The organism is Paractinoplanes polyasparticus (genome assembly GCF_019710575.1).
Classification (GTDB): domain Bacteria; phylum Actinomycetota; class Actinomycetes; order Mycobacteriales; family Micromonosporaceae; genus Actinoplanes; species Actinoplanes polyasparticus.
Genome location: NZ_JAHWFK010000004.1, coordinates 277,049 through 291,203, shown reverse-complemented (window position 1 = coordinate 291,203; position 14,155 = coordinate 277,049). Strand labels below are relative to the sequence as shown.

At 70.2% G+C, this 14,155-nt stretch carries 12 protein-coding genes; 2 read left to right on the top strand and 10 right to left on the bottom strand.

Features of this window, described 5'->3' with window-relative positions; genetic code table 11:
- Positions 1–17 precede the first annotated feature (17 nt).
- The 7 genes from KXC43_RS07295 to KXC43_RS07265 all read right to left on the bottom strand — a co-directional run bounded on the left by KXC43_RS07295 (position 18) and on the right by KXC43_RS07265 (position 7,647).
- A complete protein-coding gene (locus KXC43_RS07295; RefSeq protein ID WP_221375161.1) occupies positions 18–1,640 on the bottom strand; it encodes a DUF2334 domain-containing protein in 1,623 nt (540 codons plus the stop codon).
- Positions 1,640–2,800 (bottom strand): non-hydrolyzing UDP-N-acetylglucosamine 2-epimerase, encoded by a 1,161-nt coding sequence (wecB, locus tag KXC43_RS07290; RefSeq protein ID WP_221375160.1) that lies wholly within the window; start codon positions 2,798–2,800, stop codon positions 1,640–1,642. The genes KXC43_RS07295 and wecB overlap by 1 nt, the downstream gene beginning before the upstream one ends.
- Positions 2,801–2,818: 18 nt before the next feature.
- Positions 2,819–4,165, bottom strand: a complete 1,347-nt coding sequence (locus tag KXC43_RS07285) for a glycosyltransferase family 2 protein (RefSeq protein WP_221375159.1) — start codon at positions 4,163–4,165, stop codon at positions 2,819–2,821.
- A gap of 425 nt (positions 4,166–4,590) precedes the next feature.
- A complete protein-coding gene (locus tag KXC43_RS07280) occupies positions 4,591–5,604 on the bottom strand; it encodes a hypothetical protein (protein WP_221375158.1) in 1,014 nt (337 codons plus the stop codon).
- A gap of 77 nt (positions 5,605–5,681) precedes the next feature.
- Positions 5,682–6,470 (bottom strand): class I SAM-dependent methyltransferase, encoded by a 789-nt coding sequence (locus KXC43_RS07275; protein ID WP_221375157.1) that lies wholly within the window; start codon positions 6,468–6,470, stop codon positions 5,682–5,684.
- 121 nt (positions 6,471–6,591) lie between these two features.
- Positions 6,592–7,203: an MCP four helix bundle domain-containing protein gene (locus KXC43_RS07270; protein ID WP_255643684.1), complete on the bottom strand. Its 612-nt coding sequence runs from the start codon at positions 7,201–7,203 to the stop codon at positions 6,592–6,594.
- A gap of 36 nt (positions 7,204–7,239) precedes the next feature.
- A complete protein-coding gene (locus KXC43_RS07265) occupies positions 7,240–7,647 on the bottom strand; it encodes a VOC family protein (protein ID WP_308128993.1) in 408 nt (135 codons plus the stop codon).
- 333 nt (positions 7,648–7,980) lie between these two features.
- Here KXC43_RS07265 and KXC43_RS07260 point away from each other — a divergent pair, with 333 nt between their 5' ends.
- Positions 7,981–10,236, top strand: coding sequence for a discoidin domain-containing protein (locus KXC43_RS07260; protein WP_221375155.1), 2,256 nt, complete (start codon positions 7,981–7,983; stop codon positions 10,234–10,236).
- A 73-nt stretch (positions 10,237–10,309) separates the two neighbouring features.
- Here KXC43_RS07260 and KXC43_RS07255 read toward each other — a convergent pair whose 3' ends face one another.
- Together KXC43_RS07255 and KXC43_RS07250 are read right to left on the bottom strand one after the other, a co-directional pair.
- Entirely contained in the window at positions 10,310–11,437 is a 1,128-nt protein-coding gene (locus KXC43_RS07255; RefSeq protein ID WP_221375154.1) for an AAA family ATPase, read from the bottom strand.
- Entirely contained in the window at positions 11,427–12,209 is a 783-nt protein-coding gene (locus tag KXC43_RS07250) for an RNA ligase family protein (RefSeq protein WP_221375153.1), read from the bottom strand. Before KXC43_RS07250 ends, KXC43_RS07255 begins: the two co-directional genes overlap by 11 nt.
- Between KXC43_RS07250 and KXC43_RS07245 the strand changes: the two genes are divergently transcribed.
- Complete coding sequence (locus KXC43_RS07245; protein WP_221375152.1) at positions 12,208–12,993, top strand: YdcF family protein; 786 nt, start codon at positions 12,208–12,210, stop codon at positions 12,991–12,993. The two genes, KXC43_RS07250 and KXC43_RS07245, sit on opposite strands and share 2 nt — an antisense overlap.
- Here KXC43_RS07245 and KXC43_RS07240 read toward each other — a convergent pair.
- On the bottom strand, positions 12,918–14,153 hold the full coding sequence (locus KXC43_RS07240; protein WP_221375151.1) for a fatty acid desaturase family protein: 1,236 nt from the start codon (positions 14,151–14,153) through the stop codon (positions 12,918–12,920). The genes KXC43_RS07245 and KXC43_RS07240 overlap by 76 nt on opposite strands.
- Positions 14,154–14,155 lie beyond the last annotated feature (2 nt).

Here is a 14,155-nt window from a genome sequence, read left to right as displayed (position 1 = left end):
CTTCTTGGGGGTGGGGCTCAGTTGGTGAGCATCGAGTTGGCCGAGACGAAGGTGTAGCCCTGGGCCTTGACCCCGGTGACGACCTGCTTCAGGTAGTCGGTGCCGAGGTAGGGGTGGTAGAAGAAGCTGGCCACGCCGTCGCGGACGACCAGGTTGCGCTTGGCCGCGCCGATCAGGTCCGACGGCAGGCGGGCCGGGTGGTTGTTGAAGGCGTCGGGCTCCACGTTGCCGATGTTCTCGGGGATGACGGCCGAGCCGTAGACGTCGCGGACGGCGTACGGGAAGAACTGGCCGAACTGGCGGGAGTAGTCGGGCTTGGCGCCGGTGAGCACGCCGGGGAAGTAGAGGCCGCGGTCGTAGCGCTTGCCGAACAGGCTGTTGACGACCTGGTAGTCGACGGCGCTGGCGGCGTAGTGCGGGAACTCGAAGATCGTGGGGGTGCCGAGGCCGGCCGCGGCGAAGACGAGACCGGAGGCGGCCATGCGGCTGGTGGCCCAGGCGGCCGAGTCGCCGGGGACCGGGCCGTCGTAGATGACGCTGTCGTTGGCGTCGACGTGGGCCGCGTAGAACTCGAAGTCGTTGGCGCTCACACCGTCGTACGGGTTGGCGATCGTGCCGTACTGGTGGGTGTAGCCGTGCATGAGCAGCGTGCCGCCCTTGCTCTGCATGTACTTGAGCGCGGCCACCATTTTCGGCTTGCTCAGCAGCGTGTAGTCCTGGGCCTTGCCGCCGTTGTTGACGCCCTTGGGGTCGCGGTAGCGCGGGTAGACGGCGACGGTGAACGGCACCTTCTGCGAGGAGAGGTAGTCGGCGACGGCCTTCAGTTCGGCCGGGTCGGAGTCGGGGCCGACGTCCTCGATGCGGACCAGGCCCCGGTGCCGCTCCACCGTGGAGGAGCCCAGCGAGTCGAAGAGCAGGTCGGCGAACGCCAGGTAGCGGTCGTCGTGGGTGACGTACGAGAAGGGGATCTCGCCGACGTAGGTGAAGTTGCCCGACCGTACAGCCCACGGGAACGTCGTGCCGTCCGGTCGCACGGCCGTGGCCAGCGTGGTCACCTTGGCGGCGTCGCTGATCGACAGGTTCATGATGCCGGACTTGTTGGTCGTGTCGCGGGTCAGCTTCTGGCCCTTGTAGCCGACCTCGGCCACGTCCGCGAGGTCGAAGCCGCCGCTGGTGAAGCCGCGCGCGGCCGCGAAACCGCCGGTCGCCGTGAGCTGCCAGATGTTGTCGTAGAGCCAGGTCACCGGCTTGGCGGTGGCGGCCACGTCGGTGAGGAAGGCGGCCGGGATGGGCTCGTCGTAGGTGGAGCCGACGTAGATCACGGCGGTGTAGGCGTTGAGGTCGCCGGCCTTGTACGAGCCGACCGGCGCCGCCGTCCACGAGCCGAAGTGTGAGCTCAGGTTGGCCGTCTGGGTCGCGTAGACCTCGCCCATCCAGCCGTAGGGGCCCGTGGTGTCGTACAGGACGAGGGTCTTCGCGGCGCCCCCGCCGGGCGCGGCCTTGCCCGACTTGGCGGCGGGCAGCGCGCTCACGGCGGCGACGGGCTTGACCGCGGCCTCGGCCTGCACCGAGCTGAGGGCGAAGGCGCCCAGGGTGACGGTGGCGGCGGCGACGGAGATCAGGGGCTTCGAGATTCGCATCAGCGGGACACTCCAACCATGGCTTCGGGAGAGGCGGTGAGACCGAGGAGGGCGGCGGTGGCCTGGGCCGTCCGGTGGGCGGCGAGGCCGTCGCCGTACGGGTTGCCGTTGACGGTCATCGCGTCGCGGCGGGCCCGGTCGTCGAGCAGGGCGGACGCCTCGTCGACGATGAGCCGGGTGTCCGAGCCGACCAGCTTGGCGCAGCCGGCGTCGATCGACTCGACCCGCTCGGTGACGTCGCGCAGCACCAGCGCGGGAACGCCGAACGACGGCGCCTCCTCCTGGATGCCGCCCGAGTCGGTGAGCACGAGGTAGGCCTCGGAGAGCAGGCGGGACAGGTCCGCGTACGGGACGGGGTCGGTCACGGTGACCCGGGTGAGCCCGGCCAGACCGGCCTCGACCTGGGCCCGTACGGCCGGATTGGGGTGGCTCGGGAAGATCACGTCGATGTCGGGGTACTTCGCGACGAGCGTGCGCACCGCGGTCAGGATGCGGTCGAGCGGGTGCCCCCAGGACTCGCGGCGGTGCGCGGTGACCAGCACGAGACGGTTCTTCGAGTTCGCCCGTGCGGCGGCGATCCTGGCGTCCGAGTACGGCAGCTTGCGTCCCGCCACGGCCAGGGTGGCGTCGACGACGGTGTTGCCGGTGACCATGACGTCCGCGGCCGGCACGTTCTCGTCGAGCAGGTTCATCGCGGCGAGGGGGGTCGGCGCCAGGTGCAGCGAGGCGACCTGGGCCACCAGCTTGCGGTTCGCCTCCTCCGGGAACGGCGAGTCGAGGTCGCCCGAGCGAAGACCAGCTTCCAGGTGTACGACCGGAATCCGCCGCCAGAAGGCGGCCAGCGCGCCGGCCAGGCTCGTCGTGGTGTCGCCCTGCACGATGACGGCGGCCGGCGGGCGGACGTCCCACAGCGCGTCCAGCTGCCGGACCATCTCGGTCATCAGCTCGGCCTGGCTGCCGGTGGTGCGTTCGACAGCCAGACTGACGTCCGCGGTCAGGTCGAACGCGGCCAGCGCCTGGGTGACCATCGCCGGGTGCTGACCGCTGGCCAGCAGCACCGGCTCGACCAGGCCCTGCTCGCGCATGGCGACAGCGACCGGGGCCAGCTTGACAGCTTCGGGGCGGGTGCCGCCGATCAGGTGCACTTCGGGGAGCGACATCTCTATCTCCTGGGGGTCTCAGGCCGCGAGCGCGAGAGCGGTGGTGGTGGGGAGCGGTTCTTCGGCCAGCCGTTCGGTCTTGGCCCAGGACTGGCGGCCCGTGGCCTGGCGGGCGATGGCCCGGTAGGTGGCCACGAGGCCGAGGAGCAGGAACGCGGGGTAGGCCAGGGCGGCGAGGAGCAGCCGCGGGAGGGTCTCGTCGTGGAGCCGGTAGCGGTGCACCAGCGCCCAGACCAGGCCGGGGAACCAGGTGATGCCGAGCCAGACGCCGGCGCTCGCGGTCAGCTCCGTCCAGCTCGCGATGAACGAGATCGGGTGGCCGATGACCAGTCCGGCCGTGGCCGTGGCGACCATGCCGGCCAGGAAGACCGTGACCAGGGCGTTGATCCACGGCGAGAACAGGTAGTGCAGCACCTCGCCCAGCGACGTCAGCCCGATCCGCTTCGAGGTGACGAGCTGCCGCAGGTAGCGGGCGCACTGCAGGTTGCCCTGGGCCCAGCGGGTGCGCTGGCGGGTGAGCCGGCGGACGTCGACCACCGCCTGCTGGGTGACCGCGGCCCGCGACGTGTAGCGGATGCCGACGCCGGACAGGTGCATGCGCAGGCCCAGTTCGAGGTCCTCGACCAGGCAGGCCGACCACGGCGCCTCGCCGAGCGCCAGCAGCGCCGAGAGCCGGGTGAACTGTCCGTTGCCGCCGAGGCCGACCGTGTCGAGCCGGTCGCGCAGACTCTGGCAGGCGTTGACGATGGTGGCGAACTCCAGGTCCTGCACCGCGCCGAGCAGCTTGTTGCGGTTGCGGATGCGCACCTGCACCTGCACCGCGCCGATGGCCCGGTCGCGCAGCATCCGGGACACCTCGAGCAGGATGTTGGAGCTGCCCTGGCCGTCGCCGTCGATGATGCCCAGGACGACCTTCTCCGGGTTGACGCCGGCCTGCGCGGTCTGCTCGGCGATGTAGCGGTAGGCGGCATTGAGCGCCTCGCCCTTGCCCTTGCGGGCCTCGGGCAGCTCGCGGCGCATCACGTGCAGGCGCGGGTGGTCGATCGCGGCCAGCACGTCCGGGGTGCGGTCGTCCGAGCCGTCGTCGACGACCAGCACCCGGGCCAGCGTGTTGCCCGGCCCGGTGAGCGCCAGCGCCGCCCGTACGGTGTTGCCGACCACCACTTCCTCGTTCAGCGCCGGCACGATGATCCAGAAGTGTTCCGGCGTGCCGTCGCCGTTCACGAGCGACCGGCGGACGAGATCCTGCCGGCGTGACGCGACGTAGCGAACCGCGAGGGTCACCAGCGCAACCGTCGAGATCGGCCAGGAGAGCATGAGCGCGTAGCCCGCGACGAGGATCAACCCGCCGTGTTCTCCGAACATCGGAACCTCCGCTTGATCACCTTTGGTGATGCTGCCCGTTCTGAATACCCGTGTTTTTCGGGCACATCAGGACAATAGAAAGCTACGGAGTGTGAAACAAGGCTGTTGACCGGGGCGACGACGCAGTCTGGCTAAAGGGCTGAACCCAGACATCTCACACTGGACGTGGCCGGTCGAAACGAGGCACGAATCGGGCCTTTGCCGCGAACCGCTCAGGCTCGGCGGGAGGAGGCTGATGTCACTCTTTGTAATGATGGCGTGCGAGCTGGGTTCCGGCCGCTGGGTGACGCAGCGTGCCGGCGGGTGTGATCACGGGCGAGAGGGGAGTGAGCACGGCCTGCCGAGGACGGCGGGAAGGCGGCGGCGGTATGGCGTGGTGGATCGTGCCGGTTCCCGGGCGATGCCGGGAACCGGCCGATGGTGAATCAGGAGTTGTGAAGCCACTCGTCCCGGAGGGCCTGCGCGTACTGGATCAGTTCGCTCCACCAGGCCCCCTGCTGGGTGGCGCCCGTGAGCTCATTGAGCCACTGGGACCGGATCGCCGGGGCCTCGACCGTGAGCGGAGCCCACAGCGGGCTCTCCCGATCGGCGGCCGTGTACGAGATGCGGAGCCAGTCGTCGGCCCGGGGCCGGACGAACCGCTCGCGCTCGGCCCAGCCGGACGGCTGGCGGGCGAACCGCACGAACACGTCGTCCCACGCCCGCACCGCGGCATAGGGGTCCGCGGCGCCTTCCCGGGCCGCCCGGTCGAGGCTCACGGCCTGGGAGACCCGGTACCTCGCCTCGCGCCACCGGTCCCATTCGTCGGCGACGTACCGCGCGCGGAAGGTGTCCACGTCGATCCGGGCCGCGCTGAGCCAGCCGTGGCGCAGGAACTCGGCGGCGTCGGCGTCGGTTCGCACCTCGGCCGATCGCTCGAGCACCGTCGGGCCCGTGTCGAGGTAGCGGATGCTTCGCACGAGGTCGAAATCCTCGGGACTGACGAGCGCCGCGCCGTCGTCGTAGGGGACGTGGGCGTCGTCGTCGGTCAGCGCCGCCGCGTAGCCGGTGGCGCGGAAGGCCGCCAGCTCGGCGTCGGTGCCGTTCGCCGCGCGCCTGGCCGCCGCGTTCACCCACGGGTTCGACTGTGCCGGATGCTCGGCCGCCATCCGGTTCGCGAAGTCGAGGTCGTTCGCCCGGGCCTGTGCCGCCTGACTCAGCGCGGACGCGTACCCCGTGGCCACGAACGCCGCGGCGCCGCCGGTCACCGCTGCCTCGGCCGCAGCCCGGACAGCCGCCCGCGGGTCGTGGACCGACAGCCACCGGACAAAATCACGGTCGGCCGCGGCCGGGTCGGCCACCATCGTCGGTGGGCGCGGGGCGGCCAGGGCCCGGGACGGCACGGCCAGCGCGCCCGCCAAGACTCCGGCGGCGGCCAGTAGGACTCGTCTACGCTTCACAATCGTCTCCCCGTGGATTCTTGTCACGCCGCTCACCGCTGTCGATGGGCGGCCCGCCATTGAATCACGAGAGGTTTCTAACTTTCCGCGATCACGACCATGCGGTTGTGGTCGGCTCGCAGCGGCTCGCCATCTTCCCCGTACGCGGTGACAGCGGTGAAGCCCGCGGCCGTGCACCAGTCCCGCAGCTCGGGAAAGCCGAACAGCCGCTTGAGAAAGCGCAGCGTGCGGGTCCGCCCGTCGCGCACCACGGTCCGTTCCACCTCGAAGCGCCCGGTCAGCGGGTCGAGGCGGTGCCGGTCGACGAGCATGTCCCCGTCGGCGCGCCGGGCCGTGACCCGCGACGGCGTGTACGAGGCCAGGAACTTCGTCTGGTTGTCGAGGTCCATGGCCATCCGCCCGCCGGCCCGCAGCACGCGCACGATCTCGTCCAGCACGCCCCGGTTGCCGTCGTCGTCGAAGTAGCCGTACGCGGTGGTCCAGTTGACGACCCGGTCGAAGCGTCCGTCCCACCGCGGGAGCGCCCGCATGTCCCCGGCGACGTAGTCGACCTCGACGCTTCCCGCGGTCGCGTCGGCACGGGCCCGCTCCAGGAAGACCGCCGAGGAGTCCAGCCCCGTGACCCGGCACCCGCGCGCTGCCAGCTCGTTGGCCAGCGCCCCGTGCCCGCAGCACAGGTCGAGCACCGCCATGCCCGGCTGCAGTTCGAGCAGCCGCCACACGAGGTCGGCCGCCACCGCCGCGCCCGGGTACGCCGTACCCACGACCGGCCCGTGCGACGGCGCCCCGCCACCGTCCGCTGCCGCGAAGAAGTGCAGATAGTCCTCGTCGTACATCGACGCCGCGTCGAACAGATCCTCGGTCACGCAGCCACCGTATGCCGGTTTCACTGTGGACGACGACCGAGCCCGGATCGCCCACCAACAGGCCGACCACGAGGCGCGCCGGTGTCAGACCCGGAACCGGTTCACCATGGTTTGCAGTGATTTAGCCGAGCAGCGCGGCGAGCCCCGTCCCGACGGCCACGGCGCTCAGCATGAGCAGCCGGCTCGAAACGTAGCCGGCGTGAGTGTCGTGGGCGGCTCGGGCGGCGCTGGCCTGTTCGAACGCCGACAGCGCGTCGAGGGCGTCGTTGACCTGGTCGACCAGCGGGACGGCGTTGTTCGTGTAGGCCCTCGCGAAGGCGGCGGTGTTGCCCGCGGCCGCGGCGGGAATGAGCTGTCCGTCGCGGACCTTCGCGAAGGCGGCCAGCCCGTCCTGGAGCCGGGCGACGGGCTCCTCCTGTTCCGGGGCGAGGCCCAGGTCCACGTAGCCTTTCAAACCCGTGGCGATCAGGTCGGCGGCCGCGAGCGCTTCCTGTCGCGCCTGCTCGGTGCCGGCGGCGGTGCCGGTGACGTTCATGATGGCGAGGTTGAACAGCTCGTCGTCGAACGAACCCTGCGCGCTGGCCAGGACCGCCGTCGGTTTCGGGTTCTCCTCGTAGATGGCCTCGGCGTTGTGATCCGCCTGGCTCATGCCGCGGAGCCCGATGCCGGCCACGATCAGACCCGCGATCACCGTGACCGACAACGCCATGGTGATCTTGGCGCCGACCGGCAGGTTACCGAACCAGCCGCCACCGGCGCGAAACCGGCGTCATTCAGCCCCCACGAGGAGACAGAAGGGGTGGCCCGCCGGGTCGGCCAGGACGTACAGCGGCTCCTCCTTGTCGTCGGTGCGGTCGTACAGGAGGGTCGCGCCCAGCTCTTCCGCCCGCCGGCGGTGCCGTTCCAGTTCGCCGGCCGTCGGCACGCGGAAGTCGAGGTGCATCTGCTTGGGGACGTCGTGGCTGGGCCAGGTCGGCCGGTCGAGCACCGGCACGCGCTGGAACGCGAGCACCCGGCGGCCGTGCTCGTCGACCAGCACGAGCCAGTCCTCGCCGTCCTCGGGAGTCTCGTCGCCCGGCCGGTACTCGGCGCCCAGCAGCTCGCGGTAGAACTCGGCCAGCCCGCGGACGTCGGTGGCGTCGAGCGCGGTGTGCATCAGTTCGGGATAGTCGGACACCGGTCCATCTCACCACGGACAGCGGGGGCGGACCTTCGGTCATCGACCGCTGTCAGGTTCGCCCGGGTCACTGCAAACCAGACTTAATGCGCCGGATAACACTTTTCTGGGAAGCGCTTCCTCTTATTTTCCTTCAGCGGAGCACGCGGTTGTGACGGGCAACGGCATAGAAGGGCACGGTTGCCGGCCAGTTGTTGCCGAGTTCTTGACTCGTCGTTACGGCGAAGTAACAATCGCCGAGAAAGCGCTTCCTCAGCGCCGCACGGTCATCCCCGTTTCGCCGTGCGTCCGTCCCCAACGGACGCGCGGCAACCGCCCGACAAAGGCAGGCACATGACATCCCCGACACTGACATCCCCACCGCCGCAGACACGCCGACGCCACGGACTGGTCGCGCTGAGCGCGGTCCTCGCCACAGCTCTCGGCATCACCGTCGCCTCGGTCGCCACCAATGCCAGCGCCGCGGAACTCCCGGTGTCTCAGGGCAAGCCGGCCACCGCGTCGTCCGTCGAGAGCGCTGCCTTCAGCGCGGCCGCTGCGGTCGACGGTAACGCCGGGACCCGCTGGTCCAGCACCTTCGCCGATCCGCAGTGGCTGCAGGTCGACCTCGGCAGCACCCAGACGATCAGCCAGGTCGTGCTGAACTGGGAGGCCGCGTACGCCTCGGCGTTCACCATCCAGACCTCGGCCAACGGCACCTCCTGGACCAACATCACGCCGGTCACGGCGGGCCAGGCCGGCGTGCAGACCCTGAACGCCACCGGCAGCGGCCGGTACGTGCGGATGAACGGCACCACGCGGGCCACCCCGTACGGCTACTCGCTCTGGGAGTTCCAGGTCTTCGCCAACGGCTCCGGGCCCACGACTCCCACGCCGACCCCGACCGGACCGGCTCTGCCGACGTCCGACACCCCGGACCTGGGCCCGAACGTGCGGATCTTCGAGCCGTCCACGCCGGCGGCGACCATCCAGTCGGCGGTGGACTCGGCGTTCAACGCGCAGCTGCGCAGCCCGACCGCGCAGTTCGGAAGCCAGCGCCACGTCTTCCTCTTCAAGCCCGGCTCGTACGGGCGGGTGTGGGCCAACATCGGCTTCTACACCACCGTGGCCGGTCTCGGCCTCAACCCCGACGACGTGACGATCAACGGCGCGGTCAACGTCGACTCCGGGTGGAACTACGGCGACGAGAGCAACGCGACCCAGAACTTCTGGCGCAGCATGGAGAACCTGTCGATCGTGCCCGAGGGCGGGACCAACCGGTGGGCCGTCTCCCAGGCCGCGCCGATGCGCCGGGTGCACATCAAGGGCAACCTGACCCTGGCACCGTCGAACCAGGACAACGGGCAGGGCTACTCCAGCGGCGGCTACCTGGCCGACTCCGTGGTCGACGGCGTCGTGTCCTCCGGCTCGCAGCAGCAGTGGTACACCCGTGACAGCCGGATCGCGCGCTGGGACGGCGGCGTCTGGAACATGGTCTACTCGGGCGTCCAGGGCGCACCGGCCAACGCGTTCCCGAACCCGCCCCACACCACCCTGGCCACCACCCCGGTCACCCGGGAGAAGCCCTACCTGTACGTCGACAGCGCGGGTCTATACCGCGTGTTCGTGCCCGCCCTGCGACGCAATTCCGCCGGCGCCAACTGGCCGAACACCGCCGGCACCTCGATCCCGATGCGGGAGTTCTACGTCGCCAAGCCCGGCGACAGCGCGGCCCGGATCAACTCCGCCCTGGCTCAGGGCCTGAACCTGTTCTTCACCCCCGGCACGTACTCGGTCAACGAGACCATCCGGGTCACCCGGGCCAACACCGTGGTCACCGGCATCGGCTTCCCGACCCTGATCCCGACGGGCGGGGTCGAGGCCCTGAACGTCGCCGACGTCGACGGCGTCAAGGTCAGTGGCCTGACCTTCGACGCCGGCACGACCAACAGCCCGACGCTGATGAGCGTCGGACGGGCCGGCGTCCACACCGACCACGCCGCCAATCCGATCAGCCTGCAGGACGTCTTCTTCCGCATCGGCAGCAGCGTTCAGGGCAAGGCCACCACCACCCTCGCCGTGCACAGCGACGACACGATCATCGACCACATCTGGGCCTGGCGTGCCGACCACGGCGGCGCACCCACCGGCTGGACGGTCAACACCGGTGACACCGGCCTCGTCGTGAACGGCGACGACGTTCTCGCCACCGGCCTGTTCGTCGAGCACTACCAGAAGTACGAAGTGATCTGGAACGGCAACCGCGGCAAGACGATCTTCTTCCAGAACGAGAAGCCGTACGACGTACCCAACCAGGCAGCCTGGATCGGGCCCCGCGGCAACGGCTACGCCGCCTACAAGGTCGCCGACAGCGTCACCGACCACGAACTCTGGGGCGGTGGCTCGTACGCCTACTTCAACGTGAACCCCAGTGTCCGCGTGGACCGGGCCTTCGAGGTGCCCAACCGCTCCGGCGTCCGGCTCCGCAGTGTCCTGACCGTCTCCCTCGGCGACGTCGGCACCATCGCCAACGTCGTCAACGACACCGGCGGCTCCGTCCCCAACCCCGCCGGCAACACCACCCCGCGCAACGTCGTGGCCTACCCCTGAAGCTGATCTGAGCGCAACACCGACGTGAGTCCGGCGGCCACCAGCGCAACCCGCGCTGGTGGCCGCCGGCGGTTCACGGAAGGTGGACGACGTGGGCCTCGGTCAGGTCCGGGGACTCCCACTTGCCGATCAGGCGGTCGATGACCGCCTCCGGCACCGGCGCCGGGCGGGCCGTGTTGTGGCGTCGCAGGGTCGCTGGTGGAACTTCCAGCGCGACGATCTTCACCCGGGCGTGGTAGGCCGCGGCCAGGCTGATGCACAGATCGCGGTGCTGTCGCGAGATGTTGGTGGCGTTCCAGATGAAGTCACGGCGGGCTCGCAGATGTTCGCGGGCCTCTTCGTGGGCGGCTGCGGCCACGGCGCGCTGGCCGTCGGTCGGCTTGATGCCCAGGCGGGCGCGGATCGCGTCCAGGCTGATCACCGGTTGGTGGTCGGCGTGGGCCGCGGCCCAGGTGTCCTTGCCGGCGCCGGGCAGGCCGGACAGGACCGTCATGGTGAGGCGGGTGTCGTCGTAGGCGGCGTAGCGCGGATCGCGGCCCTCGGTGCGGAAGTACTGGAAGCGGGCGTGGTCCGAGGGGAACGGCCACGGCTCGTCGAGCACGCCGAGGTCGGCGCAGTACTCGCGGAACAGGTCGATGTTCTCGAGCACCTCGTGCCGGTCGCCGCAGATCCGGCCGGTGATGTCGGCGTCGGCGAGCATGGCCAGGTCGCGGTTGCGGGCCAGCAGGCTCACCCGCAGCACGATCTGCTCCAGGTCCGGCCGTTCCAGGGCCCAGAACGGCACCTGGTGGTGGCGGACCAGCGCGGCCACGTGCTCGCGCCACGGGCGCGGAGCGTCCAGCTCCCACAGGATCCGGCGTACGGCCAGGTCGCCCCGGCGGGAGTGGCCGTGCGCGGTGATCCGGCCGTCGTCATCGGTCCGGGTGCAGTCCGGTTTGGCCACGTCGTGCAGCAGCACCGCCGCGAACAGCCGCACCCGCTCGGCCGGTGGCAACTCGCGCCAGGCGGGCTGCGCGGCCAAGGCTTCGGCCGCCATCCGGGTGTGGGTGGCCACATCGCCTTCGCCGTGATGCACCGCGTCCTGCGGTACGTCACGCAGGCGCCGGATCCAGTCGAATTCCTGCTCGATCCGGGACCACGGCACGATCCAGGACGGAGCGGCCGGGCACAGCCCGGCGAAGACGGTCCAGTCAGATCGCATACATCACCGCCGGGTCCGCCAGCCCGTTGGGCACGATCGGCCGGTCCGCCCAGTGCGAGCCGGAATCCAGAACAGCCTGCGAGAATCCGGCCCGTACCCACTTGTAGCGGCCGTTCACCCGGCCGCCCGACTCGTCCTTGACGTACAGGCCCTCCATCTCGTCGCCGGAGTCGCTCTCGGCGAGGGCGCGATCGGGGTCGGTTCCCGCCTTCGCCGCCGCCCCGCGCAAAGCCTCGCGCCAGGCCGGGGTCCGTACGGTCGACGCCGCGACCAGGCCCGTCAGCTGCCCGAGCGTGGCGAAGGTTCCGGTGCGCAGCACGGGCACGCTGACCACCGGGGTACCCGCCAGCATCGCGTGCCGGGCCGGGGTGTCCAGGAACGCGCCGGATTGCCGGTCGAGGATGTCGAACTCGCAGAAGTAGTGGGGCAGCGCGTCGTAGAAGACCGTGTGCTTGGCGTACAGCCATTCGCCGTAGAGCACGAACCGCGCGCCGAGAACCGGCCACAGGACCGGCGCGACCAGGTTCGCCCACGACTTGAACGGCGAGAACTGACGCTCCCGCGGACCGCCGGCCAGATAGTGCCCCCGCGACTGCAGGCGCAGCTCGCCGTCGCCGGTGAAGCTGATCGCTGCGTTGGCCCCGTCCAGCTTCTCCTCGACGACGAGGTGCCGGCCCGCCAGCGCGGCGAACGGGGTCTGCGACAGATCCTCGTCGCCCGGCTGCAGGCGTGAGCCGGCCAGGTGCGGCGTCCGGGGATACTTGCTGACCATGAGCAGTTTTTACCGGGGCGCGGCCGGCGGGGCCACCGAATACCTCGCGGGGCACGTGAACACGCTCGTGGATTTCTGTGCGTTGCGCGATGTCGAGGTTCCGCGCGCCGGGGTGGCTGATGTCGCCGTGCTTTTCGGGGGCAGCATCCTGGCCGGTGGGGATGTCTTCGCGCGGGCGCTGGCGGACGGGGCGGCGCCGCGGGGGATGATCGTGGGTGCGCAGGGGCATTCCACCGATGCGCTGCGGGAGGCCATGCGCCTGCAGATGGGGTGGTCGGACGTCGACGGGCTGACCGAGGCGTCGCTCTTCGCGCGGTATCTGCGGGAGCGGTACGACCTGAGCGTCGATCTGCTGGGGCACGAGTCGACCAACTGCGGGAGCAACGTACGGGAAGCCCTGGATCTGCTGCGGGCCGTGCCGCACGAGCGGATCCTGATCATTCAGGACGCGTCCATGCAACGGCGCATGGACGCCGGGTTCCGGTTGCTGGCCCCGGGAACGCGCGTCGTCAACTTCGCCGCTCACCGGACCCACGTCGATGACGAGCTGCGCGTTGTCGACGCGCCGGCCGGGATGTGGGCCCCTGAGCGGTATCTGTCGCTGCTCATGGGGGAGATCCCGCGGCTCACCGACGGCCCGCAGGGATACGGGCCGTCGGGCCGGGGGTTCATCGCCCGGGTCGACGTGCCGGACGAGGTGACGCGGGCCTACTCGGCGCTGAGGGCGACCGGCGTCGGCGTGCCCAGACCGGCCGACCCCAGGTGGGCCGACGCGGGCGCCTGAGGCTGGGCGCGACGCCAGCGGGTCGAGACGGCGGGGGCCTTCTTTTCCACCGGGCGGCGGACAGCGGCCTCGCCCCGGTTGGGCAGCGAGAGGCGGAAGACCTTGTACCAGGCCGACGCGACCTGTTTCGGCAGCGGGCCGCTGGTGTACGAGAGCCCGTACCGCTGGAAAAGGTCTTGGATCTTGGGTGCGATCTCCTTGTAGCGGTTGCTCGGCATGTCCGGGAACAGGTGGTGCTCGATCTGGTGGGACAGGTTGCCGGTCATCAGGTGCATGGCCGGGCTGCCGCTGATGTTGGCCGATCCGAGCATCTGGCGCAGGTACCACTCGCCGCGCGTCTCGCCCTCGATGGAGGTCTTCTCGAACGTCTCGACGCCGTTCGGGAAGTGGCCGCACATGATGACCGAGTGGCTCCACAGGTTGCGGATCACGTTGGCCGTCGCGTTGGCCGCGATCGTGTGGAGGAACGACGGGCCGGACAGCGCCGGGTGCACGATGTAGTCCTTGAGCACCTGCTTGCCGATCTTGCGGCGGACGGCCTTGAGGGCGGCGCGGAACTTCGGGTCCCGGCGACGTTCCCTGGTCTTCAGGTTCTTGCCCAGTTCCAGGTCGTACGCGGCGATGCCGTACTCGAAGAGCAGGGCGTTGACGAAGTTGTAGAACGGTTGGCCCAGGTGCATCGGGTGCCACTTCTGGTCCTCGTCGACGCGCATGATGCCGTAGCCGAGGTCGTTGTCGCGACCGATCACGTTCGTGTACGTGTGGTGCAGCTCGTTGTGCGAGTGCTTCCACTGCTCGGCGGGGGAGGCGTGGTCCCACTCCCACTTCGTGGAGTGGATCTTCGGGTCGCGCATCCAGTCCCACTGGCCGTGCAGGATGTTGTGGCCGATCTCCATGTTCTCGAGGATCTTGGCCACCGACAGGCCGGCCGTGCCGACCAGCCAGGCCGGCGGGAAGATCGAGAACAGCAGCACCCCGCGGCTGCCGAGTTCGAGCCCGCGCTGCCACGCGATCACCCGCCGGATGTACGCGGCGTCCTTCTCGCCCCGGCTGCCCATGACCTCGTCGCGGATCGCGTCGAGCTCGATGCCGATCCGCTCGATGTCCTCGGGGGTCAGGTGGGCGATCGGGTTCGACTTCTTGCGCTGGATCGTCGTCATGC

What these genes read in the sequence shown, in the direction of transcription:
- KXC43_RS07295 (WP_221375161.1), bottom strand. Translation starts at nt 1,640, where the DNA reads ATGCGAATCTCGAAGCCCCTGATCTCCGTCGCCGCCGCCACCGTCACC.
- KXC43_RS07260 (WP_221375155.1), top strand. Translation starts at nt 7,981, where the DNA reads ATGACATCCCCGACACTGACATCCCCACCGCCGCAGACACGCCGACGC.
- KXC43_RS07255 (WP_221375154.1), bottom strand. Translation starts at nt 11,437, where the DNA reads ATGCGATCTGACTGGACCGTCTTCGCCGGGCTGTGCCCGGCCGCTCCG.
- KXC43_RS07285 (WP_221375159.1), bottom strand. Translation starts at nt 4,165, where the DNA reads ATGTTCGGAGAACACGGCGGGTTGATCCTCGTCGCGGGCTACGCGCTC.
- KXC43_RS07245 (WP_221375152.1), top strand. Translation starts at nt 12,208, where the DNA reads ATGAGCAGTTTTTACCGGGGCGCGGCCGGCGGGGCCACCGAATACCTC.
- wecB (WP_221375160.1), bottom strand. Translation starts at nt 2,800, where the DNA reads ATGTCGCTCCCCGAAGTGCACCTGATCGGCGGCACCCGCCCCGAAGCT.
- KXC43_RS07240 (WP_221375151.1), bottom strand. Translation starts at nt 14,153, where the DNA reads ATGACGACGATCCAGCGCAAGAAGTCGAACCCGATCGCCCACCTGACC.
- KXC43_RS07250 (WP_221375153.1), bottom strand. Translation starts at nt 12,209, where the DNA reads ATGGTCAGCAAGTATCCCCGGACGCCGCACCTGGCCGGCTCACGCCTG.